This window comes from Amycolatopsis sp. MJM2582, from assembly GCF_000754115.1.
Taxonomy (GTDB): Bacteria; Actinomycetota; Actinomycetes; order Mycobacteriales; family Pseudonocardiaceae; genus Amycolatopsis; species Amycolatopsis japonica.
Genome location: NZ_JPLW01000003.1, coordinates 838,125 through 864,487, shown reverse-complemented (window position 1 = coordinate 864,487; position 26,363 = coordinate 838,125). Strand labels below are relative to the sequence as shown.

Below are 26,363 nucleotides of genomic sequence, written 5' to 3'. Positions count from 1 at the left end.
CGGGCGGTCAGCGGGTTCCGGAGATCTTCGCGCTGCCGAGCACGAGGTCGCCTTCGGCGGCATCGGGGCGGTACAGCACGACGACCTGGCCCGGTGCGACGCCGCGCAGCGGCTCGCGCAGCTGAATGGTCACCGAGTCGCCGGAGACCTCCGCCACGGCCTCGACGATCCCGCCGTGCGCGCGCACCTGGACGACGCATTCCGTGGGCCCGTCCAGCGGCCGCTCGCTCGGCCAGATCGGGCGGTCCGCCTCGATCACGTCCACGCCGAGATCCCGCGCGGAACCGACCTTCACGGTGCCCGAAACCGGCTCCAGCGAAAGCACGTAGCGCGGCCGCCCGTCCGGCGCCGGCGCCTCGATGCCGAGGCCCTTGCGCTGGCCGACGGTGAAACCGTGCACACCGGTGTGCTCACCGAGCACGGCGCCGGTCTCCGCGTCGACGAGCTGCCCCGGACGCTGCCCGAGCCGCTTCTCCAGGAAGCTCTTCGTGTCGCCGTCCGGGATGAAGCAGATGTCGTGGCTGTCCGGCTTCTTCGCCACCGACAGGCCACGGCTCGCGGCCTCGGCGCGGACGTCGGTCTTCCACGAATCACCCAGCGGGAACAGCGAATGCCGCAGCTGCTCCGGGGTGAGCGACGCCAGCACGTAGGACTGGTCCTTGCCGGAGTCGACGCTGCGCCGCAGCTCCGGTACACCGTCCACAAGGGACAGACGGGCGTAATGCCCGGTGGCGACGGCGTCGAAGCCGAGCGCCATCGCCTTGTCCAGCAACGCCTCGAACTTGATCTTCTCGTTGCAGGTGACGCACGGGTTCGGCGTCCGGCCGGCGGCGTACTCGCCGACGAAGGTCTCGATGACCTCTTCGGTGAAGCGCTCGGCGAAATCCCAGATGTAGAAGGGGATGCCCAGGATGTCGGCGGCTCGCCGAGCGTCGCCGGAGTCCTCGATCGTGCAGCAGCCACGGGATCCGGTGCGCAGCGTGCCGGGCTTCGCCGACAGCGCCAGGTGCACGCCGACGACCTCGTGCCCGGCGTCCACGGCGCGCGCGGCGGCCACCGCCGAGTCCACTCCCCCGCTCATCGCGGCCAGTACGCGCATCTTCCTCACACCTCTTGCTTCTGCGTCTGCTTGCGCATTCCGGCGAGTCCCGCCTGCCTCGCCCTGTCGACGACGCCCGCGATCTCCCTCGAAACCGCTTCAACGTCTTCCGGTGCCGAGGTATGCCCGAACGAGAACCGCAGCGACCCGCGCGCGGCCGCGGGTTCGGCACCCATGGCCAGCAGCACGTGGCTCGGCTGCGCGACACCCGCCGTGCACGCCGATCCGGTGGAGCATTCGATGCCCTTGGCGTCCAAGAGCATCAACAGGCTGTCCCCCGCGCAACCGGGGAAGGTGAAGTGTGCGTGCGTGGGCAGGCGCTCGCCCTCGCCACCGTTGAGCACCACGTCCGGCACCTCGCGCCGGACCGCCTCGATCAGGTCGTCGCGCAGTTCGGCGACGCGTTTCGCGTACTCCTCGCGTCCCTCGACCGTGGCCTTCACCGCCGTCGCGAACGCGATCACCGCGGGGACGTCCAGCGTGCCCGAGCGCACGCTGCGTTCCTGGCCGCCACCGTGCAGCACCGGCACGCACGCCGTGTCGCGCCCGAGCAGCAGCGCGCCGACGCCGTACGGGCCGCCGAGCTTGTGCGCGGTGAGGGTCAGCGCCGCGGCGCCGCTTTCGGCGAAGTCGACCGGCACCGCGCCGACGGCCTGGACGGCGTCGGTGTGCAGCGGGATCTCGTGCTCGGCGCAGACGGCGGCGAGTCCGGCGATCGGGTTGACCGTGCCGACCTCGTTGTTCGCCCACATCACGGTGACCAGCGCGACCGTCTCCGGGCTGTCGCCGATGGCGGTGCGCAGCGACTCCGGGGTGACCCGGCCCGCCTCGTCGACCTCGACCCAGCCGATCTCGGCGCCCGCGTGCTGCTCCAGCCACTCGACGGACTCGAGGACGGCGTGATGCTCGACGGTGCTGCACAGCACCCGGCGGCGCCGCGCGTCCTCGCCGTTGCGAGCCCAGAAGATGCCCTTGACCGCGAGGTTGTCGCTCTCCGTGCCACCGGCGGTGAAGATCACCTCGGACGGCCGGGCGCCCAGCGCCTCCGCGATCACCTCGCGGGCTTCTTCGACCCGGCGGCGGGCGCGGCGTCCCGAGGAATGCAGTGCGGAGGCGTTGCCCACTGTGGACAGCGCCTCGGACATCGCCGCTACGGCTTCGGGCAACATCGGGGTGGTCGCCGCGTGGTCGAGATAGGTCATCGCATCCTTCAGGGTAGCCCGTTCCGGGGCGTGACCAAGCCCACCCTCATCAGCGGGTGGCGGCGCTCATATCCGACGGCCACCGGCCGGTCACCCGCACCCCGAGCAACGCGATGCCGGTCAGCACGACCGAAAGCACCACGATCGCCACCGAAGGCTCCTTCGCCGAAGCCAGCGAAGCGAGCAGAACGCCACCCAAACCGATGGTCAGGGCCGATCCGACCCAGTCGCCGAGCTGCAGCGCCGAGGTGTTGAACCCGCGTTCCGCCTCCGGCGAGTACCGGAGCAGGAGCACCGAGATCGCGGGCATCGCGATGCCCATCCCGGAGCCGCCGACCGCCGACGCCACGAACGCCATCCAGCCGGGGAACGAGGGCAGCGGGACGAAGACGAAGATCGCCAAACCGGCCGCGACCAGCGCGAACCCGGTCCTCAGGGACGCCTCGCGCGACCAGTCGAGCATGCGGCCCTGCAGCATCGACCCGGCCGACCAGCCCAGCGCGGTCACCGTCAGCGGCAGCCCGGCCAGCGCGGGGCTGTATCCGTGGACCTCGGTCATCGTGAGCGGCAGGTACGCCTCCATCCCGGCGTACGCGCCCGCGATCAACGCGCGCGAAGCGATCACTGTGGGCAACCCCGGCCGCGACGACAGCGTCCCGGCGGGCAGGAGTTTGCGAAGCGCGTACGCGAGGGCGATCAGGCCGGCCCCGCCGTAGGCCAGCGCCACGAGGGACGGATGCTGCGCCGCCCAGGTGAGCGCGGCGACGCCGAGGGCGGCGACCACGGCGGGCACGACCCCGGCGCGGCGCGCGGACTCGGCGGGCTCGTGCCGGGGCAGCTTGCGCGTGACGACGACCAGCAGGGCGAGCCCGATCCCGGTCAGCGGGATCAGCCCCAGGAACACCCAGCGCCAGCCGACGCTCACGGTCACCACGCCCGCGACCGACGGCCCGATCACCGCGGGCAGCACCCACGCGGCGGCGTTGGCCGCGTAGATCACCGGGCGTTCCCGGTCGGTGAAGGTGAGCGCGATCAGCAGGGACACCGAGACCAGCAGGAGCCCGGAACCGAAGCCCTGCAACGCCCTGCCGAGCAGGAGCAGCGGCATGTCGTGCGCGAGCCCCGCGACCAGCAGCCCGGCGGCGAACAGCGCGGTTCCGGCGAGCAGCGCGGGCGCCGGGCCCTTGCGGTCGCCGAGGCGTCCGGAAAGGACGGTCGCGACCACGCTGGCCACCAGGAAGGTGGTGAACGGCCAGGCGTACAGCGCGAGGCCGTCGAGGTCGGCCACCATCGTCGGCATCGCGGTGGCGACGCCCATGCTTTCGAACGCGATGAGCGTGACCATGAGCAGCAGCCCGATGGTGGTCACGCGGTGCTCCGGTGTCCAGAGCACACCCTTCGGCTCGGCCTTGCCCCCAGTGATCGTCATACGACGAGCCTGCAACCTCCAGTTCGGTGGAGGTCAAGCGCCGACGGACTCCAGGCGCAGCTCACGCGCCAGCACGGCGGCCTCGCCGCGCGAGCTGACTTCCAGCTTCCCGAGGATCTTCCGCACGTGGAACTTCACCGTGTGCTCGGTCAGGGCCAGCTCGTCGGCGATCTGCCGGTTCCGCTTCCCGCGCGCGATCCCGGCGAGGACTTCCAGTTCGCGCGGGTTCAGCCGGTCCAGCGGGCGCAGTTCCGGCGTTTCCCGCACACCCAGCGGCAGGACGGCGGTGATCGTGGCGCCCCAGTCCGGGACGGCGTCGACCTCCCAGCGGCCGCCGAGCGGGGTGATCCGCTCGGTGAGACCGGCGGCGGGGACGGCGCGGGCGACGTCCGGGCCGTCGTCGCGCACGGTGACGCGGAGTTCCTGCCCGTCGATCCGCCAGGACGCCCGGACGCGGGTACTGCCCCGCTCCAGCGCGGCGAGCACCAGACCGCGCGAGACCGTGCGGGCGGTGTGCGCGATGTCCTGCGGGAGCGGCCGTTCGTCGTCCGGCCCGGCGAGGTCGACGGTCACGTCGTCGTGGCGCACCAAGGGATCCAGCTGCGTGACGAGGATGCCGAACGCCTCCGTGGCCGGTTCCGCCGAGAGTTCCTGGTCGCGGTCGGCGATCGAGCGCAGTTCGACCAGCGCGGCCGCGGCGAGGTCGGTCGCGGTCTGCCGGGCGGCGGCGTCGCCGAGCCTGCGGGACCGCAGCACCGAAAGCAGCGACGTCAGGGTGGTGGCGTGGGTCTGCCCCAGATCGGTGATCGCCCGCGCCCGGGCGGTCGCCGCCGCGATATTGCTCTCCAGGACGGCGGGTTCGGGGTCGGTGGCGCGCTGGGCGGCGTTCACGCTGACGATGTCCCACAGCTTGGCGACGAACGCGAGCGCGCTTTCGGCAGGTTCGTCCTCGGTGGGGACGAGCGCGATCATCGCGCCCTTGCCGATCACTGGCGCCGAGGTCAGGACGACGAGTTTCCGGTGCTTCCCGCCGAGCGTCTCCTCGGCCACCACGGCCTGGCCCGGCACGCCGAGCGCGGCGAGCCGCTGAAGCTCCGCGCTCGTGACCGCGCCGATGATCTCCGGGTCGCCGTCGACCTTGATGGGCAGACGCGAGCAGTCACCGGTCTCCATCGCGGCGGCGCGATGCGGCAGGACGGTCGCGGCCGTCGCGGAGAAACGCGGCAGGAGTTCGGGGCGCGGAGCGGCGAGCATGTACTCGACCTGGCTCAGCACTTGCAGCGGATCCATGAGTCCACAGTAGGCGCGTCCCGGCTCGGGGACGCTGCTCTCCCGGCTAGTGAACACTGCTCGTCCGACTGGTTCGGGCGGGGTACGGGCGCCGGTTGACTGATCGCAGCGAAGAAATCCGAACAGGAGTGAACATGCGAGCGATCACCATCACCCAGTACGGCGAACCGGACGTCCTGCGGCTCGACGAGGCCCCGCTGCCGGAGCCCGGCCCTGGCCAGGTTCGGGTGGCGGTCAAGGCCGCCGGCGTCAACCCGATCGACTGGAAGATCCGGTCCGGCGCGATGGCCGAGGTCCGGCCCGTCGACTTCCCGCACATCCCCGGCCTGGAACTGGCGGGCGTGGTGGACGCGGTGGGCGAAGGCGCCGATTTCGCCGTCGGGGACGAGGTCTTCGGCTGGTCGGAGACCGGTACGTACGCGGAGTACGCGCTGGCGAGCACGGTCATCCGCAAACCCGCCGGGCTTTCGTGGGCCGAAGCAGCCGCGCTGCCTATCGCCGGGGAAACCGCGTTGCGGGTACTGGGCGAACTCGAGGTCAAACCGGGCGAAACCGTGGTGATCCACGGTGCGAGCGGCCAGGTCGGCCGGATCGCGACGCAGGCCGCCGTCGCGCTGGGCGCCACGGTCATCGGGCTCGCCGGGGCCTCGTCGCTGGACGAGGTGAAGGCGCTCGGCGCGGTGCCCGTCCAGTACGGCGACGGCTGGCTCGCGCGGGTCCGCTCGGCCGCGCCGGACGGCGTCGACGCGGTCTTCGACGCCGCCGGTTTCGGTGTCCTGGGTGATTCCGTCGAGCTGCTCGGCTCACCCGACCGGCTGATCACCATCGCGGACCCGGCGGCTTACGCGCAGGGACTGAAGTTCTCGGCGGGCGGCTCGGAAACCGCCGCCGTGCTGGAGGATCTCGTCGTGCGGGGGCTGAAGCTGAAGCTGGGTTCGAGTTACGCGCTCGCCGATGCGGCCTCGGCGCACCGGGAAAGCGCGACCGGGCACGCGGGCGGGAAGATCACGCTGACGCTGGAGTGATGCCGGGCTACCGGCGGATGTCATGAAAGGGCCGTTCAGGACGGAAAACGTCCTGAACGGCCCTTTCATGACACATCCGAGAGTTACTGCGAGACCGCCTTGGGAGCGGGAGCAGCGGCCGGAGCGGGAGCGACGACCGGAGCGCGGCGGCGCCGCTGAGCCGGGATCTGCACCCGCCCGAGAGCCGCCTGCACCGCGGATTCCGCCAGCGCGGCCAGTTCCCGCCGGTCCGAAGCGCGGCCCGGCGCGATCTCCGGGCACACGTGCACTTCCAGCACCAGACCGCGCAGGGCCGCGACCCGCCGCAGTGAAGCGATGAGCGACTCCGGCCCGATGAACGCCGGCTGCGTCGTCTCCCGCCCGTCGGCGAGCCGGAACCGCAACGCGAGCGGCCGCACCGGGACACCGCCGTCGATCGCGGCCTGGAAGGTCGCCGGGCGGAACCGGCCCGAGCCGAGGCCGCACCAGGTGGTGCCTTCCGGGGTCACGCTGACGAGTGATCCACCGCGCATCGCGGAGGCGAGTTCGTCCATCGTCGCGGGAAGGCTCCGCAGGTTCTCCCGGTCGAGGAAGATGCTGCCGCCGCGGCGCACCAGCAGGCCGAGCACCGGCCAGGCGCCGACCTCCTTCTTCGCGAGCGCCCGCATCGGCTGCACGGCGTTGACCGCGATGATGTCCAGCCACGAGATGTGGTTGTTCACCACGAGCGCGCCACGGCCGGGCACGGCGCGGAACCGCTCGTCGCCGAGCACGCGCAGCTTCACCCCGAACGAGCGGAGGATCCCCGCGAAAAGCAGGCGCACCAACCGTTCCCGGGGCTTGCCGCGCAGCACGAGCACCAGCGGCGCGCTCAGGAAGGCACCGAAGATGACGCCGATCGCGGCGGTGAACCGCAGGACCCGCCGAGCGAACGCCACCTTCGGCGCCCCTTCGGTCAGGCAGCCGTCGCCGCACGGCGACTTCGGCATCCAGGCGTGGCTCATCCCTGCTCTCCCAGGAAGAACTTGAGGTACCGCTCGTCGACGTTGTGCAGATCCAGCAGGACGAAGAAGTCCGCGACACCGAAATCCGCGTCCAGCGCGGGCGGCCCGTAGATCTTCGCGCCCAGGCGGGTGTAGCCCTTGATGAGCGGTGGAAGGATGGCGCGGGTGGGCCGCTCGATCCTCTCGTTCAGCCACGGGTTCAGCGGCGTCACCCGAAGGGATTCATCCGCGTAGTGCTTGGCACGCAGGACATCCCAGACGCCCGCCGCGTAGACCCCGCCGTCGGTCAGCGGCACGGACGCGCAGCCCGCGAGATACCGGTGCCCGGCCAGCAGCATGTAGCGCCCGATCCCCGCCCACACGAGGCTCACCACGGCGCCGCTGCGGTGGTCGGGGTGCACGCACGAGCGGCCCGTCTCGACCAGCGAAGGACGCAGGGAATCAAGGGCGGTGAGATCGAATTCGCTGTCGGAATACAGTTTCCCCGCCCGCGCGGCCCGATCGGGCGGCAACATCCGGTACGTGCCCACGATCTCGCCGGTGTTGTCGTCGCGCACCACGAGGTGATCACAGAACTCGTCGAAGTAGTCGACGTCGAGGCCGGGTTCGGGGGAATTGAGCGTCGCTCCCATTTCCTCGGCGAACACCCGATGGCGGAGGCGTTGCGCGGCGACGACTTCTTCGTTTCCGTTCGCCACGAGAAGGGAGTAACGCGGCGCGTCGGCCGGGAGTTCGACACCTGCCTGGTCAGTGCTGACGAGGAGCTGTGACGTCGTCATGACCCAGGTCTACCCCTGGAGGGGTACCAACGACAATGCGCCCGATGGCCGATTAGTGCACGTTCCGTTAATTGCGGGTTCTCAGGCTTCTCTCAGGCTGGGAAGTCACTTCCCGGTCACGGAAAAGGGGCCGCCCGGGAAATAATCCCGGACGGCCCCGCTTCGAACGAAGGACTCAGCCCTTGCGCTTCTGGACCTCTTCGGTCAGCTGCGGCGCGACGTTGAACAGGTCGCCCACCACACCGAAGTCGGCGATCTCGAAGATCGGCGCCTCGGCGTCCTTGTTGACCGCGATGATGGTCTTCGAGGTCTGCATACCGGCGCGGTGCTGGATCGCACCCGAGATGCCCAGCGCGATGTACAGCTGCGGCGAGACCGTCTTACCGGTCTGGCCGACCTGGAACTGCGCCGGGTAGTAGCCCGAGTCGACGGCGGCGCGGGAAGCGCCGACGGCGGCACCGAGCGAGTCGGCGAGCGCCTCGACGACGTCGAACTTGTCGGCCGAGCCGACACCGCGGCCACCGGAGACGACGACCGAGGCCTCGGTCAGCTCCGGCCGGTCGCCGCCGACGATCGGCTCGACGCCGGTGATCTTGGCGGACTTCGCCGGGTCGCCCGCGGGGACCTCGACGGTCTCCTCGGCGGCCGCACCTTCGGCCGGGGCCGCCTCGACCGCGCCCGGGCGGACCGAGATGACCGGGACACCCTTGGTGGACTTGGACTTCACGGAGAACGCGCCACCGAAGATGGACTGGTCGACGCTGCCGTCGCCGTTCACGCCGACGGCGTCGTACAGCAGACCGGAGCCGAGGCGGACCGCGACCCGGGCGGACACCTCCTTGCCCTCGGCGCTGGCCGCGACGAGCACGGCGGCCGGGGAGGTCCGCTCCGCGAGCGCGGCGAGGACGTCCACCTTCGGGGTGACCAGGAAGCCGGTGGCGTTGTCGCCCTCGGCGACGTACACCTTGGCGGCGCCGTGCGCGGCGAGGGCTTCCTTCGCCTTGGCTGCGGTGCCGGTCGGGCCGACGACGACCGCGGACGGCTCACCCAGTTCACGAGCGGCGGTCAGCAGCTCGAGCGTGACCTTCTTGACTTCACCGTCGACGTGGTCGACGAGGACGAGTACTTCAGCCATTTCCCTATTCCTCCTCGAAACCTGTCTCAGATGAGCTTCTGCGCGACCAGGTAGGCGGCCACCTTGCTGCCGCCGTCACCCTCGTCCTCGACGCGCTCACCGGCGGTGCGCGGCGGCTTCGGGGAGGCTTCGAGCACGGACGACCACGCGTTGCCGAGGCCGACCTCGGCCGCGTCGACGCCCAGGTCCGCGACAGTCAGGGTCTCGACCGGCTTCTTCTTGGCGGCCATGATGCCCTTGAAGGAGGGGTAGCGCGGCTCGTTGATCTTCTCGCCGACGCTCACCACCGCGGGCAGGTTCGCCTCGAGGTGCGTGACGCCGTCCTCGGTGTAGCGGTCGGCCTTGATCGAGGTGCCCTCGACGGTCAGCTCGTTCACGTGGGTCAGCTGCGGCAGGCCGAGCAGCTCGGCGATGATCGCCGGCACGGCGCCACCACGGCCGTCGGAGGCCTCGTTACCGGTGATGACCAGGTCGAAGCCTTCGACCTTCGAGATCGCGGCGGCCAGCACCTTGGCGGTGGCGATCGCGTCGGAACCGTGCAGGGCCTCGTCGGAGACGTGGATGGCCTTGTCGGCGCCCATGGACAGCGCCTTGCGGATCGCGTCGGTCGCGCGGTCGGGACCCACCGAGACGACGGTGACCTCGCCCTCGCCGGCTTCCTTGATCTTCAGTGCTTCTTCGACGGCCTTCTCGTTGATCTCGTCGAGCACGGCGTCGGCGGATTCGCGGTCAAGAGTGTTGTCGGCACCGGAGAGCTTCCGCTCCGAGTAGGTGTCCGGTACCTGCTTGACCAGGACAACGATGTTCGTCATGGGTCTACTTCGACCTCCCGTTAGTGGCCGGCGTCGGCCACGGGGCAACAGCTCTACTGGCCGGTAGATTAGGGCCATTTCAGCGCCGCGGCCCGCCGAGGTGACCTCATTCACCTGGATGCACGTTTTAGTGGGACCATCGTCCAGGTAATTCACCCGGAAGTGAGTGTAACCGGCCGACTAACCCGAACGGCCGTATTCCGGGGTACTCCCGGAGATGGTGAAGGGATAACCTGCCCCACCATGCGTTCCATGCCCGGCCCTGTCGCCGTGATCACGGACTCGACCGCCTGCCTTCCCGCCCCGGTCGCCGAACGCTGGGGAATCGGCGTCGTTCAGGTCCAACTGCAGGTCGGAGAGCAGTTCGACGAGGAGAACCGCTACGACCGCGAGGAAATCATCGGCCATCTGCGGGCGGGGACGCCGGTGAAGACGGCGCCGCCCGAGGTCGCCGCGTTCTTCTGGGCGTTCCAGGACGCCGCGAGCAAGGGCGCGTCCGCGATCGTCAGCGTCCACATCTCGGGACGGATGTCGGAGACGGTGAACGCCGCCCGCGAGGCCGCCCAGCAGGTGAACATCCCCGTGCACGTCCTCGACAGCGGGACCACCGGGATGAGCCTCGGTTTCGCGGCGACCTCGGCGGCCAAGGTCGCCGCCGCCGGCGGGCAGGCCACCCGCGTCATCGACGCGGCCGAACGCCGTTTCCGCGGCAGCCGGGAGATCCTCTACGTCGACACGCTGGAGTTCCTGCGCCGCGGCGGCCGGATCGGCGCCGCGCAGGCGTTCCTCGGCTCCGCGTTCTCGATCAAACCCCTGCTGACGCTGAAGAACGGCGAGGTCGCCCCGCTGACCCGGGTGCCGGGCCAGCGGCGGGCGCTCAACAAACTCGTCGACCTCGCGGTGGAATGTGCGGGTGACCAGGATGTCGAGGTCGCCATCACCCGGTTCGGCCCGGACGAACGCGACCTCGAGATCGGCGGGCGGCTGCGGGCGCGGCTGCCGCATATGGTCGACAGCACCCTGGTGGACGCCAGCATGATCCTCGGCGCCCACCTCGGGCCCGGCGCCATCGGCATCACGGTGTCGCCGGTGTAGTCCGCTTCGAGGGGATCAGCGCCAGCACCACCGGGAGCACCGCGCCCAGCGCCGTCGTCACGATGATCAGCACCTGGTCCACCGGCTCGAAATGCGAGACGTGACCCAGGTGGTAGAGGAAATGCGGCAACCCGAAGCAGAAGGTGGCGAGCGCCGCCAACCTGGCCACCGCCGTCGTCCCGATCACGGCGGCGCCGATCAGGATCGCGGAAAGCGCCAGGTTGAGGCCGCCGAAGTCCTGGATCAGGTGCTCGTTGAAGGGGCCGTCCATCGCCACCCAGCCGGTGCGGAACCCCGGGAAGTCCCGGTAGAAGCCCTCCGGGCTGAACAGCGGCCACAGCCCGACGGGCAGTTCGATGAGACCGAAGACGACGAGCAGTACGCGGGTGAATGTCCGTTGCATACCTCCTGGACTGCGTGGCGCCGCGAAACGTGACACGCGGGCCGAAGTGACCGGCCGGTAGGGTCGCGGCGTGACCACCCCAGCCACCAGGGCCGAAGCGCTGCACCTCACCGGTGAACGCACCGTGCCGGGCATCGCCGAGGAAAACTATTGGTACCGCCGCCACGAGGCCGCGTATCAAAAGCTCCTGCCGCTGTGCGAAGGCAAGACCGTGTTGGAGGCAGGCTGCGGCGAGGGCTACGGCGCCGGGCTCATCGCCACCGTCGCCGAGCGGGTGCTCGCCCTCGACTACGACGTCCCCACCACCGAGCACGTCGCCCGCCGGTACCCCGGCATCGGCGTGGCCAGGGCGAACCTGGTGTTCCTGCCGCTGCGGGACGCCTCGGTCGACGTCGTCGCCAACTTCCAGGTGATCGAGCATCTCTGGGATCAGGGCGCCTTCCTCGCCGAATGCCGCCGCGTGCTCTCCCCCGGCGGACGGCTGATCGTCACCACGCCCAACCGGCTGACCTTCACCCCGGACAGCGACACCCCGCTCAACCCGTTCCACACCAGGGAGCTCGCACCGTCCGAATTGGACGGACTGCTGCGTGACGCCGGTTTCGAGGTCGAGACGCTGCACGGGCTCCACCACGGCGAAGGCGTGGCGAAGCTCGACGCCAAGTACGGCGGTTCGATCATCGACGCCCAGCTCAACGTCGTCATGGGGCAGCTGCCCGGGCAGGCGAGCTGGCCCGCGGAACTGCTCGCCGACGTCGAAGGCATCAAGGCCGCGGACTTCGCGATCCACGGCGAAGACCTCGACGCCAGCCTCGACCTGGTCGCCGTGGCGGTGCGCCGATGAGCGACCACGAGGGCACGTTCTGCCTCGTCGTGCACAGCCACCTGCCGTGGCTGCCGCATCACGGATCCTGGCCGGTCGGCGAAGAATGGCTCTACCAGGCGTGGGCGCATTCCTATCTGCCGATGGTCGATCTCCTGCGCCGCTTCGCCGACGAGGGCCGCGAAGACGTCCTCACCCTCGGGATGACGCCGATCCTCGCCGCCCAGCTCGACGACCCGTACTGCATCGACGCCTTCCACGACTGGCTCGGCCACTGGCAGCTGCGCTCCTGGCACGCGTCCACACTGTGGCGCGGCGATCCGCTGCTGCGCGACCTCGCGGCGAGCGAGTACCGGACGGCGCTCAAGGCCTCGGAAGAACTCGAAACCCACTGGCGGCACGGTTTCTCCCCGATCCTCCGATCCTTTGTGGACAACGGGACGATCGAACTGCTCGGCGGGCCGCTGGCGCATCCGTTCCAGCCGCTGCTCGACCCGGCGGTCCGCGACTTCATGCTGCGCGGCGGCCTGGCCGACACCGCGCTGCGGATCGGACGGCGTCCCGAGGGCATCTGGGCACCCGAATGCGGCTACGCGCCCGGCATGGAAGCGGGATACGCCGCCGCGGGTGTCCAGCGGTTCATGGTGGACGGGCCTTCCCTGCACGGCGACACCTCGGCAGCGCGGACCGTCGGCGACTCCGACGTCGTGTGCTTCGGCCGCGACCTCGAAGTCACGTACCGCGTCTGGTCACCGAAGGCCGGCTATCCCGGCCACGCCGCCTATCGCGATTTCCACACCTGGGCGCACGAAGTCGGTCTCAAACCCTCGCGGGTGACCGGCAAGACCGTCGAGCCGCCGGACAAGGCGCCGTACGACCCGGCGATGGCGACGGCCACCCTCGGCGGCCACGTCCAGGACTTCGTCGACACGGTCGTCGCCCGCCTGCGTTCGCTCAAGGCCGAGCACGGCCGCGAGTCGCTCGTCGTCGCCGCGTACGACACGGAACTGTTCGGACACTGGTGGCACGAGGGCCCGGCGTGGCTCGAAGGCGTCCTGCGCGCGCTGCCCGAGGCGGGCGTCCGCGTCACGACGCTCAAGGGCGCGCTCGAAGCCGGTCACCTCGGCGGGAAGGTCGATCTCCCGGCCTCGTCGTGGGGTTCGGGCAAGGACTGGCGGGTCTGGGACGGCGAGCAGGTCGCCGACATGGTGCGGGACAACACCGCGTTGCAGGACCGGATGCTCGACCTCGTCGCCGGGATGGACACGACGACCCGCGACTCCGTCCGCGATCAGGCTGTCGCCGAAGCGATGCTGGCGCTTTCGAGCGACTGGGCGTTCATGGTCACCAAGGACTCCGCCGCCGATTACGCGCGGCGGCGGGCGAAAGTGCACACGGAACGGTTCGACACGCTCGCCGGGCTGCTCCGGGAAGGAGCACTCGGCCGCGCGCGGGAGACCGCGGCCGCGTTCCGGCGCGACGACGGGCCGTTCGGTCACGTCGACGCGCGCGATCTGCTGAGGAAATGACGAAAGGGGCATCATGGGGATCCACGACATCCCGCTGAAGACGCTCGCGGGCGAGGACACGACGCTCGGCGCGCTCGAAGGCAAGACGCTGCTGGTGGTGAACGTGGCGTCGAAATGCGGGCTGACGCCGCAGTACACCGGGCTGGAAAAGCTCCAGGAACGCTACGCGGACAAGGGTTTCTCCGTCGTCGGGTTCCCGTGCAACCAGTTCGCGGGCCAGGAGCCGGGTACCGCGGAGGAGATCCAGACCTTCTGCTCGACCACGTACGGCGTTTCGTTCCCGCTGTTCGAAAAGCTGGATGTCAACGGGGAAAGCCGTCACCCGCTCTACGCCGAACTGACCAAGGCGGCCGACGCGGAGGGTGCCGCCGGCGACGTCCAGTGGAACTTCGAGAAGTTCCTCGTCGCCCCGTCCGGTGAAGTGGTGGGCCGATTCCGCCCGCGCACCGAACCCGAAGACGAGACGATCACCAAGGCGATCGACGCCGCGATCGGCTGATCACCGCTTTTCGCGAACGGGCGGGCCCGCCGGAGTGATCCGGCGAGCCCGCCCGTTTCCTTTTCCGGTGAATCGGTGACCAAAGTCCCTCAACGGCCGCGACGCCGGGACGATGTCCGGTTGATCGATCACAAACCCTTGCCACACAAGGGAAATCCTGACGTCTCAGCGTGAAGCGCCATACCCGATTGCACTATGGCGCCATCCGTCGCAGAAGGGGAAGACTCTTTCGTCGGGAGTCCCGCACTTCGTCAACGCCGACAACCAGAAAAGTGTGGCCGACATGATCGAAAGCAACATGATCCCGAAGGAATTCCAGTCACTGGCCGAAGTACAGGCATCCGAGGAAGAAAGTCTTTTCGCCCGCCAGAACGTCGTGGGGGTCGCCCTCGGTACGAAGTGGGCGGGAGGCACGGACACCGAAGAGAAGGCTCTGACGGTTCTCGTCGAGACCAAGCTGCCCCGCGATCTGCTCCGCAAGCAGGACGTCATCCCGCAGACCGTCTCCGGTGTTCCCACCGACGTGCAGGAGGTCGGCGTACTCCAGGCCGGCCGCAGCCTCACCGCGACGAAGGGCAACGGGCTGCCCGGCCTGCTCGACGAGCCGTCGACGCCGTCGCTCAGCCGTCCCGAAGAGCTCGCACAGCAACAGGTCGGCCCGTTCACCCTGGCCAAACGGTTCCGCCCGGCCTTCGGCGGCGTGAGCGTCGGTCACTTCAAGATCACCGCGGGCACCTACGGAACCGCGGTGTACGACGCCACCGCGTTGCCCGGGATTCCGCCCAGGTACTACATCCTGTCCAACAACCACGTCCTGGCGAACTCGAACGCCGCCGCCATCGGCGACCCCATCCTGCAGCCGGGACCGTTCGACGGCGGCACCGCGCCCGCGGACGTCATCGCCAGGCTCAGCCGGTTCGTGCCGATCAAGTTCATCCAGCCAGGGCAACCGGTCCCGTTGAACTTCGTCGACGCCGCCATCGCCGAAGGCCAGTTCCACGACCTCGACCGGCGGATCTACTGGGTCGGCGACCTCAAGGGCACGAACGTCGCCCCCGCGGTCGGCACCCTCGTGCAGAAGACCGGCCGGACCACGAACTGGACGACCGGGCGGATCACCAACATCAACGCGACGGTGGACGTCAACTACGGCGGCGGCAAGGTGGCCAGGTTCGCGCAGCAGTTGCTGACCACGGCCTTCTCCGCGGGCGGCGACTCCGGCAGCCTCGTCACGGACCTCAGCGAGAACGCGGTCGGCCTGCTGTTCGCCGGTTCGCCGTCGGTCACCGTGGTCAACCGGATCACGCTGGTCGAGGCCTCGCTCGGGATCAAGGTGCATCCGTAGTGGCCGAAGACGTATCCGATGTCGATGCCGCCCTCGTGACGGCGTCCCGGTGGCTCGACGACGTCCCCGGAGTGGTCGGGGTCGGACAGGGCGAGGCCGAGGGGTCACCCACGATCGACGTGTGGATGACCCCCGGTCACGACTCCGGGCAGCTGCCTTCTCAGCTGCTCGGAGTGCCCGTCCGGGTCCGTGACTCCGGCGGCCCGGTGGAGGCTCAGCCGGACTGACCCGTCTCGATGACCGCCCGATTGCGGGTGGCGACGGATTCCGCGTCCGCCTTCACCACCCGCCGGTCGTAGGTGAGCAGGCCGTTGACCTCGTTCTCGACGTCGGTGGTCTGCGTGTAGATCGCGCCGGAAAGGCCGGTTCCGGCGACGATCCGTTCGAGGTGCCCGCTGACCTCGGCATAGCGCTTGGCCAGCTCTGCCGGAGTCGGCGTCATCTCGTAGGCCTGCGGCTCTCCCGGCCAGCGATGTCCGTCGACGACCAGGCCGAGCCCGCCGTACTCGCCGTCGACGATCACCCTGTGGTCCTTCACCGCGGGACTCCCCGGCCCGACGTAGGTGTGGTCGTCGTGGACGTCACCCGCGCCGGTGTCCGGCCGGGAGAAGCAGCAGTTCACCCCGCTGTTCGCGACGACGTGCCTGGTCGGATCGAGGTCCTTCACCAGCTTCGCGATCCGCGCGGTGTCGAACTCCCCCCAGCCCTCGTTGAACGGCACCCAGCCGACGATCGACGTCACTCCGCGCAGCTGCTCGATCATCTCGGTCAGCTCGGCTTCGAACCGCGCCCGCGCCTCCGGGACCGGGTCCGGCGCCGTCCCGGGTGGACCGTCGAAGGAGACGGTGAGCGACGGCATGTCCTGCCAGACGAGCAGACCCAGCCTGTCCGCCCAGTGGTACCAGCGTTCCGGTTCGACCTTGACGTGCTTGCGGACGAAGTTGAAGCCGAGTTCCTTGGTCTTCTCCAGATCGAAGCGCAGCGCCTCGTCGGTGGGGGCCGTGTAGATCCCGTCGGGCCAATACCCCTGGTCGAGCGGGCCGTGAAGAAAGGTGATCCGGCCGTTGAGTGCGATCCGAGGCCTGCCCTGGGCGTCGGCGACCGTCCCGATCGTCCGGAGCCCGGCGTAGGACTCGACGACGTCGAGCACGTTGCCGCTCTCGTCGAGCAAACGGCCCCGGAGGTCGTAGAGATAAGGGTCGTCCGGTGTCCACAGGCGCGGCGAAGGCACGTCCGCGCGCAACTGCCGCCCAACGGGTCCTTCGACGCGTGTCACCTCCGCGCCATCGGACTCGCTGACGATCATCTCCACGCGGGCGCCGCCTGTGACCTTGGGCACAACCGTCACTCCATCGAGATCGGGGGTCGGACGCAGATCCCGGATATGCGCGGACGGCACGGGCTCCAGCCAGACGGTCTGCCAGATACCCGAGGCGGCGGTGTAGAAGATCCCTTTCGGGTCGTTCCGCTGCTTGCCGACGGGATGCGTCGCGGCGTCGGTCCGATCCGTCACCCGGACGGTGAGTTCCTGCGATCCCGACGGGCGCAGGACGTCGGTGATGTCCGCGCTGAAAGCCGTGTACCCGCCTTCGTGGACGGCCACCCGCTGGTTGTTGACCCAGACCGTCGCGGACTGGTCGACGGCGCCGAAATGGAGCAGCACCCGCTGACCGTCCCAGCCGGACGGGACGTGGAAAACCTTGCGATACCAGAGGGTTTCGTCCCGTCGCCTGATGCCGGAGAGCGCCGACTCCGGCGGGAACGGCACCAGGATCCGCTCGCCGTACCCGTCGCGGCGGGGCGCGCCGCTGCCCGCGTACTCCCAGACGCCGTTGAGGTTCAGCCAGCGTTCGCGGACCAGCCTCGGACGCGGGTACTCGGGCAGCGCGTTGCCGGGTCCGACCTGCGCGGACCACGGCGTCGAGAGCACCGGTTCGACGGTCTTGAAGGCCGGTCCGGCCGTGTTCACCGAAGACGTCATCGACCCGATGGTGGCAAAGATCGCCGCCGCTGTCGCCCTCGGTCGGCGTCACCTGCGGGGGTGATCGCCCCGTCCCGCCGCCGACCGACTCACGAGTAACCTCCACCCATGCGCGTGCTGATGTTGTCGTGGGAGTACCCACCCGTGGTCGTCGGCGGACTCGCACGGCACGTCCACGCCCTGGCCAGGCATCTCGCCCGGCAGGGGCACGACGTGGTCGTCCTGTGCCGTCACACGGCGGGCACCGACGCCGAGACCCATCCGAGGACCGATCGCGTGGTCGAGGGCGTCCGGATCATCCGGGTCGCCGAAGACCCGATGCACGTGACCTTCGAACGGGACCTCGTCGCGTGGACGCTGGCCATGGGGCACGCGATGGTCCGCGCCGCCACCGACCTGCTGCGCGGCTGGCAGCCGGACGTCGTGCACGCGCACGACTGGCTGGTCACCCATCCCGCGATCGCGATCGCGGAGGCCGCGCGGGTGCCGCTGGTCGGCACGATCCACGCCACCGAGGCCGGACGGCACTCCGGCTGGCTCTCGCATCCGCTGAACCAGCAGGTGCACTCCGTCGAGTGGTGGCTCGCGAACCGCTCGGACGCGCTGATCACCTGCTCGCAGGCCATGCGCCGCGAGGTGGCGCATCTGTTCGAGGTCGACGGCGACGCGGTCACCGTGATCCACAACGGCATCGAGGAACGCACCTGGCAGGTGCCCGCGGAGGAGGTCGCGCACGCACGCGAGGTCTACAGCCCCTCCGGCGCGCCGCTGCTGCTCTACTTCGGACGGCTGGAATGGGAGAAGGGCGTGCAGGACCTGCTCGCCGCGCTCCCCCGGATCCGCCGCGCCAAACCGGGGACGCGGCTGGTCGTCGCCGGCAAGGGACGGCATCTGGAGGAACTGGTCGACCAGGCCCGGAAACTGCGCATCCGGCGCGCGGTCGACTTCGTCGGGCACCTGTCGGACCGCGAACTGCGCGCCGTGCTGGCCGCGGCCGACGCCGTCGTGCTGCCCAGCCGCTACGAACCGTTCGGGATCGTCGCGCTGGAGGCCGCCGCCGCGAAGGCGCCGCTGGTGGCTTCGACCGCGGGCGGGCTCGGCGAGGTCGTCGTCGACGGCGAGACCGGCCTGGCATTCAGCCCCGGCGACGTCGACGCCCTCGGGGACGCGGTCGAGGCGGTGCTGGACGACGAGGTCGCCGCCGCCCGGCGGGCGCTGACCGCGCAGTCGCGGCTGGCGGCGGACTTCGACTGGGGCCGGATCGCCGAGGCGACCGTGGCCGTCTACCGGAAGGCTCGCGTCGCCGAGCCGGTGGAACTGGGGCGGCCGAAGATCGCGACGGGCAACGCCTTCGAGCCCTGATCGCATTCAGAGGACTAAACGCGGCGGGGCGCATTTAGTCCTCTGAATGCGGGGGGCGAAGGGGAATCCGGGACGTCGGGGGACCCGGATCCCCCTTCACGAGCGTCGCGGGTCGCGAGGGGCACGACCCCCGGGGCTGCTCTAGGTGGCGAAGATCAGAAGTGGCAGGGCCGGACGCAGTCCGGCTGCACCGAGATCCCGGCCGAAGCGGACACCGCGGGAGCGGCGAGGGCGACGGCGAGGACGGCGAAGGTCGCGGCCAAGAGCGTTCTCAACTGCTTCTTCATGGTGGCTCCTCGGGGAAACGGGCGGATTTCCCGCCCGGCGCCGAGCATCCGCGCGACCCGCCGCCGAAACAACGGGGGTATCACTAGGTACCCCTACCTAATCGCGGTCCGTGACCGATTCGTCCGGTCCCGTGAGTGCCCGGAGCCGGAACTCGCGTGAGTGAAGCCGCGGAGACCCCGCCCACTGCGGTGTGGGGGTGAGCGGGGTCCCCGCCGCGAGGCGCACGCCCGACAGCGCTACCGGAAGAGCGCGCGCGTGAAGCGGGTCCGGTGGCGGGGAGCCTCCGCCACCGGACCCGATGGGCCACACCGTCCCAAACCGGTGTGGAACCCGGCCGCCCCGCGTCAGGTAGGGGCGGCCGGAGCCTCGATCAGTGCGTGGTCAGGTATCGCGCGTACGCACCGGTGGTGAGGAAGCTCGGCAGCTTCTCGCCCAGCGCGGTCTCGGTGAAGATCTCGTAGGCGTCGTCGAGCCGGGTGTCCTCGCCCAGTTCGGAACGCACCGACGCCAGCTCTTCGTCCAAATAGGACACCGCGAGTTCGCGGGTGAGCGCGGTGCCGTCTTCGAGCTTCGTACCGTTGCGGATCCACTGCCACACCTGGCAGCGCGCGATCTCGGCGGTGGCGGCGTCCTCCATCAGGTTGTGGATCGCCGCCGCGCCGGTGCCGCGCAGCCAAGCGTCGATGTAGCGCAGCGCGACGTTGATGTTGGCGCGGACACCGGCTTCGGTGACCTCGCCGCCCGCGCTGGCGATGTCGAGCAGGTCCTCGGCCGTCACGACGACGTCTTCACGGAGCTTGCCGAGCTGGTTCGGCCAGCCGCCGAGGACGTTGTCGAACACCTCGCGGCAGACCGGGACGAGGCCGGGGTGCGCGACCCACGAGCCGTCGAAACCGTCGTTCGCCTCGCGTTCCTTGTCCTGGCGGACCTTCTCCAGCGCGGTCGCGTTGATCTCCGGGTCCTTGCTCGGGATGAACGCGGCCATCCCGCCGATGGCGTGCGCCCCGCGCTTGTGGCAGGTGCGCACCAGCAATTCGGTGTAGGCCCGCATGAACGGGACGGTCATCGTCACCTGCGCGCGGTCCGGGAGCACGAAGTCCGCGCCGTGCGACGAGAAGTTCTTGATGACGCTGAAGATGTAGTCCCAGCGGCCGGCGTTCAGCCCGGCGACGTGCTCGCGCAGTTCGTAGAGGATCTCCTCCATCTCGAACGCGGCGGTGATCGTCTCGATCAGCACGGTGGCCCGGATCGTGCCGCGCGGGATGCCGAGTTCCCGTTGCGCCAGCAGGAAGACGTCGTTCCACAGCCGCGCTTCGAGGTGGTTCTCGAGCTTCGGCAGGTAGAAGTACGGGCCGCTGCCGCGGGCCAGCAGCTGGCGCGCGTTGTGGAAGAAGTAGAGGCCGAAGTCGACCAGGCTCGCCGAAACCGGGCGGCCGTCGATGCGGATGTGCTTCTCCACCAGGTGCCAGCCGCGGGGGCGGGCGACGATCGTCGCGGGGTCGTCGCCGATCGTGTAGCGCTTGCCGGCCTCGGTGGTGAAGTCGATGTTGCGGCGGATCGCGTCGAACAGGTTGAGCTGTCCGTCGATCACGTTGTGCCAGGTCGGCGAGGTCGCGTCCTCGAAGTCGGCGAGCCAGACCTTCGCGCCGGAGTTGAGCGCGTTGACCGTCATCTTGCGGTCGGTCGGGCCGGTGATCTCGACGCGGCGGTCTTCGAGACCGGGCGCGGACGGCGCGACCGACCAGCTGCTGTCGTCGCGGATCGCGTGCGTCTCGGGCAGGAAGCCCAGCGGCTCCTCACCGGACTGCAGCTTCTCGCGGCGCAGACGGCGCGCGTCGAGCAGTTCGCGGCGGCGGCCGGCGAACGCGTTGTCCAGTTTGGCCACGAAGTCCAGCGCGGCCGGGGTGAGGATCTCGGCGAACCGGTCACCGGCGGGTCCGCAGACGTCGATCCGGTAGTTCAGCTTCTCAACCATGGTGTGCCTCCGCTGGGCTTCGCGAGAGATAGAGGGGGATGGGAGGTGGCGGTCTCCGCTGGGAGTCCGGAGACCGCCACCTGGCACCTACTTGCGAGGGATCAGAACTGCTCGGCCTCGGTGGAACCGGCGAGCGCGGTGGTCGAGCTCTCCGGGTTCAGCGCGGTCGCGACGTTGTCGAACCAGCCGGTGCCGACCTCGCGCTGGTGCTTCGTGGCGGTGTAACCGCGCTCCTCCGAAGCGAACTCGCGCTCCTGCAGGTCGACGTAGGCGGTCATGCCTTCGCGGGCGTAACCGTGCGCCAGGTCGAACATCGAGTAGTTCAGGGCGTGGAAGCCGGCCAGGGTGATGAACTGGAACTTGTAGCCCATGTGGCCGAGTTCGCGCTGGAACTTCGCGATCGTCGCGTCGTCCAGGTGCTTCTTCCAGTTGAACGACGGCGAGCAGTTGTAGGCCAGCATCTGGTCCGGGTACTTCGCCTTGATCGCCTCGGCGAACTGGCGGGCGACCTCCAGGTCCGGCTTGGAGGTCTCCATCCACAGCAGATCGGCGTACTCGGCGTAGGCCAGACCGCGGTCGATGCAGGGGTCGATGCCGTTGGTGACGTTGTAGAAGCCCTCGGCGGTGCGCTCGCCGGTGACGTACTTGCGGTCACGCTCGTCGACGTCGCTGGTGATCAGCGTGGCGGCCTGGGCGTCGGTGCGGGCGACGATCAGCGACGGCACGTTCAGCACGTCCGCGGCGAGGCGGGCGGCGTTCAGCGTGCGCTCGTGCTGCTTGGTCGGGATGAGCACCTTGCCACCGAGGTGACCACACTTCTTCTCGGAAGCGAGCTGGTCCTCCCAGTGCACGCCCGCGGCACCGGCGGCGATCATGCCCTTCATCAGCTCGAAGGCGTTGAGCGGGCCACCGAAGCCGGCCTCGGCGTCGGCGACGATCGGGGCGTACCAGTCGATGTCGGTGTTGCCCTCGGCCCAGTTGATCTGGTCGGCGCGGCCCAGCGCGTTGTTGATGCGGCGGACGACGGCGGGCACCGAGTTGGCCGGGTAGAGGCTCTGGTCCGGGTAGGTCTGGCCGGAGAGGTTGGCGTCGGCGGCGACCTGCCAGCCCGACAGGTAGATGGCCTTGAGGCCGGCGCGCACCTGCTGCACGGCCTGGTTACCGGTCAGGGCGCCCAGCGAGTGGACGTAGTCCTCGGTGTGCAGGAGGTCCCACAGCTTCTCGGCGCCACGGCGAGCGAGCGTGTGCTCCTCGACCACGCTGCCGCGCAGCTTGACCACGTCAGCCGCGGAGTACGACCGCTTCACGCCCGCCCAGCGGGGGTCGGTCTCCCACTGCTTGGCCAGTTCGGCGGCCGCCTGCTCCAGCTGCTGCGCGTGCTGAGTCATCGGATTCTCCCGGTGTTGCGAAGTTTGCGAGTGATCGCCTTTCCTGATCCGACCCTGACACGACTGGGGAAATCCGATCCAGGCCTCCAATTTGCCAATTTCTGCGAAGCTTCCGTAGCATCTTGCAAAGGTTGCGAATCGCAGGTTCGCAAGCGGAGCGAAAATCCACGTGCTTGACCGTTCACTGAATCGTTCAGGCCCGGAAACCTTGCGGACAGAGAGGCCTCAGTGGACAAAACCTTCGCCGGAGCGAAGCTGCGGCATCTGCGCGAAAGCCGGTCGATGAGCCAGGCGGATCTGGCTCGTGTGCTGGAGATCTCACCCAGTTACCTCAATCAGATCGAGCACAACTCGCGGCCGCTGACCGTCCCGGTGCTCCTTCGCATCACGCAAGCGTTCGGAGTGGACACCGAGTTCTTCGCGAACAACGACACCGCCCGCCTGGTCGCGGACGTGAAGGAAGCGCTGCTCGACGAGGTCCTCGGCGTGGACGTCACGAACAGCGAGCTCAACGACCTGGCCACGAACCTGCCGACGATCGCCCAGGCACTGGTCAAACTGCACCGCAGCTACCGCAACGCTGTCGAGAACACCGCCGCGCTGACCACGGAAAACGGCCTGGGCCTGCACGGAAGCGCCGCCACCGCCCTGCCGCACGAAGAGGTCCGCGACTTCTTCTACGAGCGGGAGAACTACGTCGCCGAGCTGGACGAACGCGCCGAACGCATGGCGCACGACATCCCGCTCCAGCGTGGTCAGGTGCTCGCGGCGCTGAAGGAAACGCTGATCCAGCGCTACGGCGTCGACGTCACCAGCGAAGGCATCGACGAGGCCAACGGCGAACAGCACCGGTACGAACCCGGGCCGCGGGTGCTGCGGCTGGCGCCGAGCCTGCGCGTCGGACAGCAAGCGTTCCGGATGGCTTCGCAGATCGCCCTGCTCGAATACGACGACCTGATCACCGAACTCGCCGATTCGTGGGCGTTCTCCGGGCCCGCCGCGCGTTCGCTGGCCAGGGTCGGGCTCGCGAACTACTTCGCGGGCGCGCTGATCCTCCCCTATGGACCGTTCCTGTCGACCGCGGAACGCTTCCGCTACGACATCGAGCGGTTGTGCGACCACTTCGGCGTCGGCTTCGAGACCGTCTGCCACCGGCTCTCGACGTTGCAGCGGCCGAAGAACCGCGGCGTGCCGTTCTCGTTCGTGCGCGTCGACCGGGCGGGGAACATGTCGAAACGCCAGTCCGCGGCCGGTTTCCACTTCTCCCGCGTCGGCGGCGCGTGTCCACTGTGGAACATCTACGAGGCGTTCACCCAGCCGGGCAAGATCCTCACCCAGATCGCGACCCTGCCCGACGGCAAGAGCTACTTCTGGGTCGCGCGGACGGTGTCGCGCAACATCGGCGGCTACGGCAGCCCCGGCAAGACGTTCACCGTCGGCCTCGGCTGCGAACTGCGGCACGCGAAACGGCTGATCTACTCGACCGGGCTCGACCTCGACGACCGCGCGGCGGCCACACCGATCGGCATGGGTTGCAAAGTCTGCGAACGTCCGGCCTGTTCGCAGCGCGCGTTCCCGACGATCGGCAAGCAGCTCACCGTCGACGAGAACACGAGCACCTTCGTCCCGTACCCGGCGGTGCCGAAGGCGCCTTGAGCCGTCCTGATCTCCCTGGCAGGGTTGCCGTCGACGGCCGCCGGTGTGACGGCGGCCACCGCACTGGGGAGAACTGGATGATCTTGGTGACCGGGGCAGGCGGCAACGTCGGCTCGGAACTGACCGGAATCCTGGCGCGCGGCGGGCATCCCGTCCGGGCGCTGGTCCGCACACCGCGGCCGTTGCCGGACGGCGTCGAAGCGGTGGTGGGCGATCTCAACGAGGCGACGAGCCTGAAACCCGCGCTGGACGGTGTCCGGGCGGTCTTCCTGCTCGGCGGCTACGAGGACATGCCCGGCGCGCTCGCGGTGATGCGGGAGGCGGGTGTCGAGCAGGTGACACTGTTGTCGTCCCGTTCGGTCGTCGGCGGGCACGCGGACAACGCCGTCGCCGGGATGCACATGGCGGCCGAGGCGGCGGTGCGTGCTTCGAAGCTGCCGTGGACCTTCCTGCGGCCGAGCGGGTTCATGTCGAATTCGCTCCAATGGATCGCGCAGCTTCGCGCGGGGGACGTCGTGCGCGAGCCGTTCGCGAACGTGCCGGTGGCGACGATCGATCCGTACGACATCGCCGCCGTCGCCGCGGAATCGCTGACCACGCCGGGACACGAAGGCCGGGCGTACGCCATCACCGGTCCGGGTTCGCTCCGGCCGGCCGACCGGCTCCGCGTCCTGAGCGAACTGCTCGGGCGGGAGCTGCGCCTGGATCCGCTTTCGGACGCCGAGGCGCGGGTGACGATGAGCGCGGAGATGCCGGCGAAGTACGTCGACGCTTTCTTCCGCTTCTTCGCCGAGGGCGAGTTCGACGACTCCGAGGTCACGGGTGCCGTCCAGGACCTCACTGGACGGGAGCCGCGACCGTTCGCGACCTGGGCCCGGACACATCTGGCCGCCTTCCGCTAGCCGCGTTTCGTCCTCTGGATGCGGTCGTTGCACGCGCAAGGACCGCATTCAGAGGACGAAACGCGGGAGGGGGGTCACACCAGGAAGTGGAAGAGCGGGCTGCCGGGTTCCACCCGCTCGACTTGGAGCGGGCTGACCTCCAAGCGGTGCAGCAGGCCTTCAAGGTCGCCGGGCCGCGCGAGTTCGACGCCGATCAGCGCCGGGCCGGTCTCCCGGCTGTTGCGCTTCACGTACTCGAACCGCGTGATGTCGTCGTCCGGCCCGAGGACCTCGTCGAGGAACCGCCGCAGGGCGCCGGGCTCCTGGGGGAATCCCACCAGGAAGTAGTGCTTCAGTCCTTCGTGGATCAACGACCGTTCGAGCACCTCGCCGTAGCGGCTGACGTCGTTGTTGCCGCCGGAGACGACGCACACCACGATCTGCCCGGGGTCGATCTTCACCGTCGTGCCGAGCGCGGCGGTCGCGAGCGCACCCGCGGGTTCGGCGATCACGCCGTCGGACTGGTACATCGCGAGCATCTCGGTGCAGATCGCGCCCTCGGCGACGTCGGTGAGCTCGACACCGCCGTCGCGGACCAGCGGATACGTCACCGATCCGGCCAGCGCGACCGCCGCACCGTCCACGAAGGTGTCGACGCTCTCGAGCCGCACCGGCTCCCCCGCCGCCAGCGCGGCCGCCATACAGGTCGCGCCCGACGGCTCGACCCCGACGATCCGCATCTCCGGCGCGCGTTCCGCGGCCCACGCGGCGATCCCCGCGAGCAGGCCGCCACCGCCGACCGGCACCACCATGACGTCCGGGACGAACCCGAGCTGCGCGACGACCTCCATCGCGACCGTGCCCTGACCGGCGACCGTCTCCGGCGCGTCGAACGCGGGGACCAGCGTCGCGCCGGTGCTCTCCGCGTCCTGCTTCGCGGCACTGAAGGCGTCTTCGTAGGTCTCGCCGACGACGATGACCTCGATATGCGAACCGCCCAGCGTCGCGATGCGCTCGCGCTTCTGCCGGGGAGTCGTGCCGGGGACGTAGACGCGGCCGTTCGCGCCGAGGCGGCGGCACGCGTACGCGACGCCCTGCGCGTGATTGCCCGCGCTCGCGCAGACGACGCCGCGCTCGCGGTGCTCCGCGTCGAGCTGGACGATGAAGTTGTAGGCGCCGCGGATCTTGTACGAGCGCACGGTCTGCAGGTCTTCGCGTTTGAGCCAGACCCGGGCGTCCACCCGCGCCGAAAGCCGCTCGTTCGGTTCGAGCGGCGTGCGGGTCACCACCCCGGCCAATCGCTTGGCGGCCTCTTCGACCGTTCGGGCGCTCACCGTTTCGATCCCTTGCACGAATGCTGAATGTACTGACCGGCCCCGGCCAC

At 69.6% G+C, this 26,363-nt stretch carries 24 protein-coding genes; 10 read left to right on the top strand and 14 right to left on the bottom strand.

What is annotated here, in order from left to right; genetic code table 11:
• Positions 1–7: 7 nt before the first annotated feature.
• The 4 genes from mnmA to ED92_RS22910 are packed head-to-tail and all read right to left on the bottom strand — an operon-like array spanning position 8 to position 5,020.
• Positions 8–1,099: a tRNA 2-thiouridine(34) synthase MnmA gene (gene mnmA, locus ED92_RS22925; protein WP_037341899.1), complete on the bottom strand. Its 1,092-nt coding sequence runs from the start codon at positions 1,097–1,099 to the stop codon at positions 8–10.
• 5 nt (positions 1,100–1,104) lie between these two features.
• Positions 1,105–2,301 carry a cysteine desulfurase family protein gene (locus ED92_RS22920; RefSeq protein WP_037341897.1) on the bottom strand — a complete coding sequence of 399 codons (1,197 nt, stop codon included), beginning with the start codon at positions 2,299–2,301 and terminating at the stop codon, positions 1,105–1,107.
• Between the two features lie 49 nt (positions 2,302–2,350).
• Entirely contained in the window at positions 2,351–3,730 is a 1,380-nt protein-coding gene (locus ED92_RS22915) for an MFS transporter (protein ID WP_037341895.1), read from the bottom strand.
• Positions 3,731–3,763: 33 nt separating this feature from the next.
• Entirely contained in the window at positions 3,764–5,020 is a 1,257-nt protein-coding gene (locus tag ED92_RS22910; protein WP_037341892.1) for a LuxR C-terminal-related transcriptional regulator, read from the bottom strand.
• 134 nt (positions 5,021–5,154) lie between these two features.
• Here ED92_RS22910 and ED92_RS22905 point away from each other — a divergent pair, with 134 nt between their 5' ends.
• Positions 5,155–6,045: an NADP-dependent oxidoreductase gene (locus tag ED92_RS22905; RefSeq protein WP_037341888.1), complete on the top strand. Its 891-nt coding sequence runs from the start codon at positions 5,155–5,157 to the stop codon at positions 6,043–6,045.
• Positions 6,046–6,128: 83 nt separating this feature from the next.
• On the opposite strand, the gene ED92_RS22900 is transcribed toward ED92_RS22905, so the two are convergent.
• The 4 genes from ED92_RS22900 to ED92_RS22885 all read right to left on the bottom strand — a co-directional run bounded on the left by ED92_RS22900 (position 6,129) and on the right by ED92_RS22885 (position 9,754).
• Positions 6,129–7,028 (bottom strand): 1-acyl-sn-glycerol-3-phosphate acyltransferase, encoded by a 900-nt coding sequence (locus tag ED92_RS22900; RefSeq protein WP_037341886.1) that lies wholly within the window; start codon positions 7,026–7,028, stop codon positions 6,129–6,131.
• Positions 7,025–7,807 (bottom strand): GNAT family N-acetyltransferase, encoded by a 783-nt coding sequence (locus tag ED92_RS22895; RefSeq protein ID WP_037341884.1) that lies wholly within the window; start codon positions 7,805–7,807, stop codon positions 7,025–7,027. The genes ED92_RS22900 and ED92_RS22895 overlap by 4 nt, the downstream gene beginning before the upstream one ends.
• A 175-nt stretch (positions 7,808–7,982) precedes the next feature.
• Positions 7,983–8,942, bottom strand: a complete 960-nt coding sequence (locus tag ED92_RS22890) for an electron transfer flavoprotein subunit alpha/FixB family protein (RefSeq protein WP_037341881.1) — start codon at positions 8,940–8,942, stop codon at positions 7,983–7,985.
• 26 nt (positions 8,943–8,968) lie between these two features.
• Complete coding sequence (locus ED92_RS22885) at positions 8,969–9,754, bottom strand: electron transfer flavoprotein subunit beta/FixA family protein (protein ID WP_037341879.1); 786 nt, start codon at positions 9,752–9,754, stop codon at positions 8,969–8,971.
• A 243-nt stretch (positions 9,755–9,997) separates the two neighbouring features.
• Between ED92_RS22885 and ED92_RS22880 the strand changes: the two genes are divergently transcribed.
• On the top strand, positions 9,998–10,849 hold the full coding sequence (locus ED92_RS22880) for a DegV family protein (protein ID WP_081975891.1): 852 nt from the start codon (positions 9,998–10,000) through the stop codon (positions 10,847–10,849).
• Here ED92_RS22880 and ED92_RS22875 read toward each other — a convergent pair.
• Positions 10,830–11,252 (bottom strand): hypothetical protein, encoded by a 423-nt coding sequence (locus ED92_RS22875; RefSeq protein ID WP_037341876.1) that lies wholly within the window; start codon positions 11,250–11,252, stop codon positions 10,830–10,832. The genes ED92_RS22880 and ED92_RS22875 overlap by 20 nt on opposite strands.
• Before the next feature lie 70 nt (positions 11,253–11,322).
• On the opposite strand from ED92_RS22875, the gene ED92_RS22870 reads away from it, so the two are divergent.
• The 5 genes from ED92_RS22870 to ED92_RS22850 all read left to right on the top strand — a co-directional run bounded on the left by ED92_RS22870 (position 11,323) and on the right by ED92_RS22850 (position 15,675).
• Positions 11,323–12,096 carry a class I SAM-dependent methyltransferase gene (locus ED92_RS22870; protein WP_037341874.1) on the top strand — a complete coding sequence of 258 codons (774 nt, stop codon included), beginning with the start codon at positions 11,323–11,325 and terminating at the stop codon, positions 12,094–12,096.
• Entirely contained in the window at positions 12,093–13,604 is a 1,512-nt protein-coding gene (locus tag ED92_RS22865) for a glycoside hydrolase family 57 protein (protein ID WP_037341871.1), read from the top strand. The genes ED92_RS22870 and ED92_RS22865 overlap by 4 nt, the downstream gene beginning before the upstream one ends.
• A 13-nt stretch (positions 13,605–13,617) precedes the next feature.
• The gene (locus tag ED92_RS22860) at positions 13,618–14,103 is read left to right on the top strand and encodes a glutathione peroxidase (RefSeq protein WP_016336571.1); all 486 of its coding nucleotides are present in this window, start codon (positions 13,618–13,620) and stop codon (positions 14,101–14,103) included.
• 283 nt (positions 14,104–14,386) lie between these two features.
• Positions 14,387–15,448, top strand: a complete 1,062-nt coding sequence (locus ED92_RS22855; protein WP_037342557.1) for a hypothetical protein — start codon at positions 14,387–14,389, stop codon at positions 15,446–15,448.
• Positions 15,448–15,675: a hypothetical protein gene (locus ED92_RS22850; RefSeq protein WP_037341868.1), complete on the top strand. Its 228-nt coding sequence runs from the start codon at positions 15,448–15,450 to the stop codon at positions 15,673–15,675. Before ED92_RS22855 ends, ED92_RS22850 begins: the two co-directional genes overlap by 1 nt.
• On the opposite strand, the gene ED92_RS22845 is transcribed toward ED92_RS22850, so the two are convergent.
• Positions 15,663–17,429 carry a glycoside hydrolase family 2 protein gene (locus tag ED92_RS22845; protein ID WP_037341864.1) on the bottom strand — a complete coding sequence of 589 codons (1,767 nt, stop codon included), beginning with the start codon at positions 17,427–17,429 and terminating at the stop codon, positions 15,663–15,665. The two genes, ED92_RS22850 and ED92_RS22845, sit on opposite strands and share 13 nt — an antisense overlap.
• 108 nt (positions 17,430–17,537) lie before the next feature.
• Between ED92_RS22845 and ED92_RS22840 the strand changes: the two genes are divergently transcribed.
• Positions 17,538–18,791 carry a glycosyltransferase family 4 protein gene (locus ED92_RS22840; protein ID WP_037341862.1) on the top strand — a complete coding sequence of 418 codons (1,254 nt, stop codon included), beginning with the start codon at positions 17,538–17,540 and terminating at the stop codon, positions 18,789–18,791.
• Positions 18,792–18,946: 155 nt separating this feature from the next.
• Here the strand turns inward: ED92_RS22840 and ED92_RS43670 are convergent, their stop codons facing one another.
• From ED92_RS43670 to aceA, 3 genes are all read right to left on the bottom strand, one after another.
• A complete protein-coding gene (locus ED92_RS43670) occupies positions 18,947–19,078 on the bottom strand; it encodes a hypothetical protein (protein ID WP_255355370.1) in 132 nt (43 codons plus the stop codon).
• Positions 19,079–19,449: 371 nt separating this feature from the next.
• Positions 19,450–21,054: a malate synthase A gene (aceB, locus tag ED92_RS22835; RefSeq protein ID WP_037341860.1), complete on the bottom strand. Its 1,605-nt coding sequence runs from the start codon at positions 21,052–21,054 to the stop codon at positions 19,450–19,452.
• A gap of 101 nt (positions 21,055–21,155) precedes the next feature.
• Complete coding sequence (aceA, locus tag ED92_RS22830; protein ID WP_037341857.1) at positions 21,156–22,442, bottom strand: isocitrate lyase; 1,287 nt, start codon at positions 22,440–22,442, stop codon at positions 21,156–21,158.
• A gap of 228 nt (positions 22,443–22,670) precedes the next feature.
• Between aceA and ED92_RS22825 the strand changes: the two genes are divergently transcribed.
• Positions 22,671–24,098 carry a short-chain fatty acyl-CoA regulator family protein gene (locus tag ED92_RS22825; protein WP_037341856.1) on the top strand — a complete coding sequence of 476 codons (1,428 nt, stop codon included), beginning with the start codon at positions 22,671–22,673 and terminating at the stop codon, positions 24,096–24,098.
• 77 nt (positions 24,099–24,175) lie between these two features.
• Positions 24,176–25,000, top strand: coding sequence for an NAD(P)H-binding protein (locus ED92_RS22820; RefSeq protein WP_037341855.1), 825 nt, complete (start codon positions 24,176–24,178; stop codon positions 24,998–25,000).
• Between the two features lie 74 nt (positions 25,001–25,074).
• Here the strand turns inward: ED92_RS22820 and ilvA are convergent, their stop codons facing one another.
• Positions 25,075–26,331 (bottom strand): threonine ammonia-lyase IlvA, encoded by a 1,257-nt coding sequence (gene ilvA, locus ED92_RS22815; protein WP_037341853.1) that lies wholly within the window; start codon positions 26,329–26,331, stop codon positions 25,075–25,077.
• Positions 26,332–26,363: the final 32 nt, after the last annotated feature.

What these genes read in the sequence shown, in the direction of transcription:
- mnmA (WP_037341899.1), bottom strand. Translation starts at nt 1,099, where the DNA reads ATGCGCGTACTGGCCGCGATGAGCGGGGGAGTGGACTCGGCGGTGGCC.
- ED92_RS22920 (WP_037341897.1), bottom strand. Translation starts at nt 2,301, where the DNA reads ATGACCTATCTCGACCACGCGGCGACCACCCCGATGTTGCCCGAAGCC.
- ED92_RS22915 (WP_037341895.1), bottom strand. Translation starts at nt 3,730, where the DNA reads ATGACGATCACTGGGGGCAAGGCCGAGCCGAAGGGTGTGCTCTGGACA.
- ED92_RS22910 (WP_037341892.1), bottom strand. Translation starts at nt 5,020, where the DNA reads ATGGATCCGCTGCAAGTGCTGAGCCAGGTCGAGTACATGCTCGCCGCT.
- ED92_RS22905 (WP_037341888.1), top strand. Translation starts at nt 5,155, where the DNA reads ATGCGAGCGATCACCATCACCCAGTACGGCGAACCGGACGTCCTGCGG.
- ED92_RS22900 (WP_037341886.1), bottom strand. Translation starts at nt 7,028, where the DNA reads ATGAGCCACGCCTGGATGCCGAAGTCGCCGTGCGGCGACGGCTGCCTG.
- ED92_RS22895 (WP_037341884.1), bottom strand. Translation starts at nt 7,807, where the DNA reads ATGACGACGTCACAGCTCCTCGTCAGCACTGACCAGGCAGGTGTCGAA.
- ED92_RS22890 (WP_037341881.1), bottom strand. Translation starts at nt 8,942, where the DNA reads ATGGCTGAAGTACTCGTCCTCGTCGACCACGTCGACGGTGAAGTCAAG.
- ED92_RS22885 (WP_037341879.1), bottom strand. Translation starts at nt 9,754, where the DNA reads ATGACGAACATCGTTGTCCTGGTCAAGCAGGTACCGGACACCTACTCG.
- ED92_RS22880 (WP_081975891.1), top strand. Translation starts at nt 9,998, where the DNA reads ATGCGTTCCATGCCCGGCCCTGTCGCCGTGATCACGGACTCGACCGCC.
- ED92_RS22875 (WP_037341876.1), bottom strand. Translation starts at nt 11,252, where the DNA reads ATGCAACGGACATTCACCCGCGTACTGCTCGTCGTCTTCGGTCTCATC.
- ED92_RS22865 (WP_037341871.1), top strand. Translation starts at nt 12,093, where the DNA reads ATGAGCGACCACGAGGGCACGTTCTGCCTCGTCGTGCACAGCCACCTG.
- ED92_RS22860 (WP_016336571.1), top strand. Translation starts at nt 13,618, where the DNA reads ATGGGGATCCACGACATCCCGCTGAAGACGCTCGCGGGCGAGGACACG.
- ED92_RS22855 (WP_037342557.1), top strand. Translation starts at nt 14,387, where the DNA reads ATGATCGAAAGCAACATGATCCCGAAGGAATTCCAGTCACTGGCCGAA.
- ED92_RS22845 (WP_037341864.1), bottom strand. Translation starts at nt 17,429, where the DNA reads ATGACGTCTTCGGTGAACACGGCCGGACCGGCCTTCAAGACCGTCGAA.
- ED92_RS22840 (WP_037341862.1), top strand. Translation starts at nt 17,538, where the DNA reads ATGCGCGTGCTGATGTTGTCGTGGGAGTACCCACCCGTGGTCGTCGGC.
- ED92_RS43670 (WP_255355370.1), bottom strand. Translation starts at nt 19,078, where the DNA reads ATGAAGAAGCAGTTGAGAACGCTCTTGGCCGCGACCTTCGCCGTCCTC.
- aceB (WP_037341860.1), bottom strand. Translation starts at nt 21,054, where the DNA reads ATGGTTGAGAAGCTGAACTACCGGATCGACGTCTGCGGACCCGCCGGT.
- aceA (WP_037341857.1), bottom strand. Translation starts at nt 22,442, where the DNA reads ATGACTCAGCACGCGCAGCAGCTGGAGCAGGCGGCCGCCGAACTGGCC.
- ED92_RS22820 (WP_037341855.1), top strand. Translation starts at nt 24,176, where the DNA reads ATGATCTTGGTGACCGGGGCAGGCGGCAACGTCGGCTCGGAACTGACC.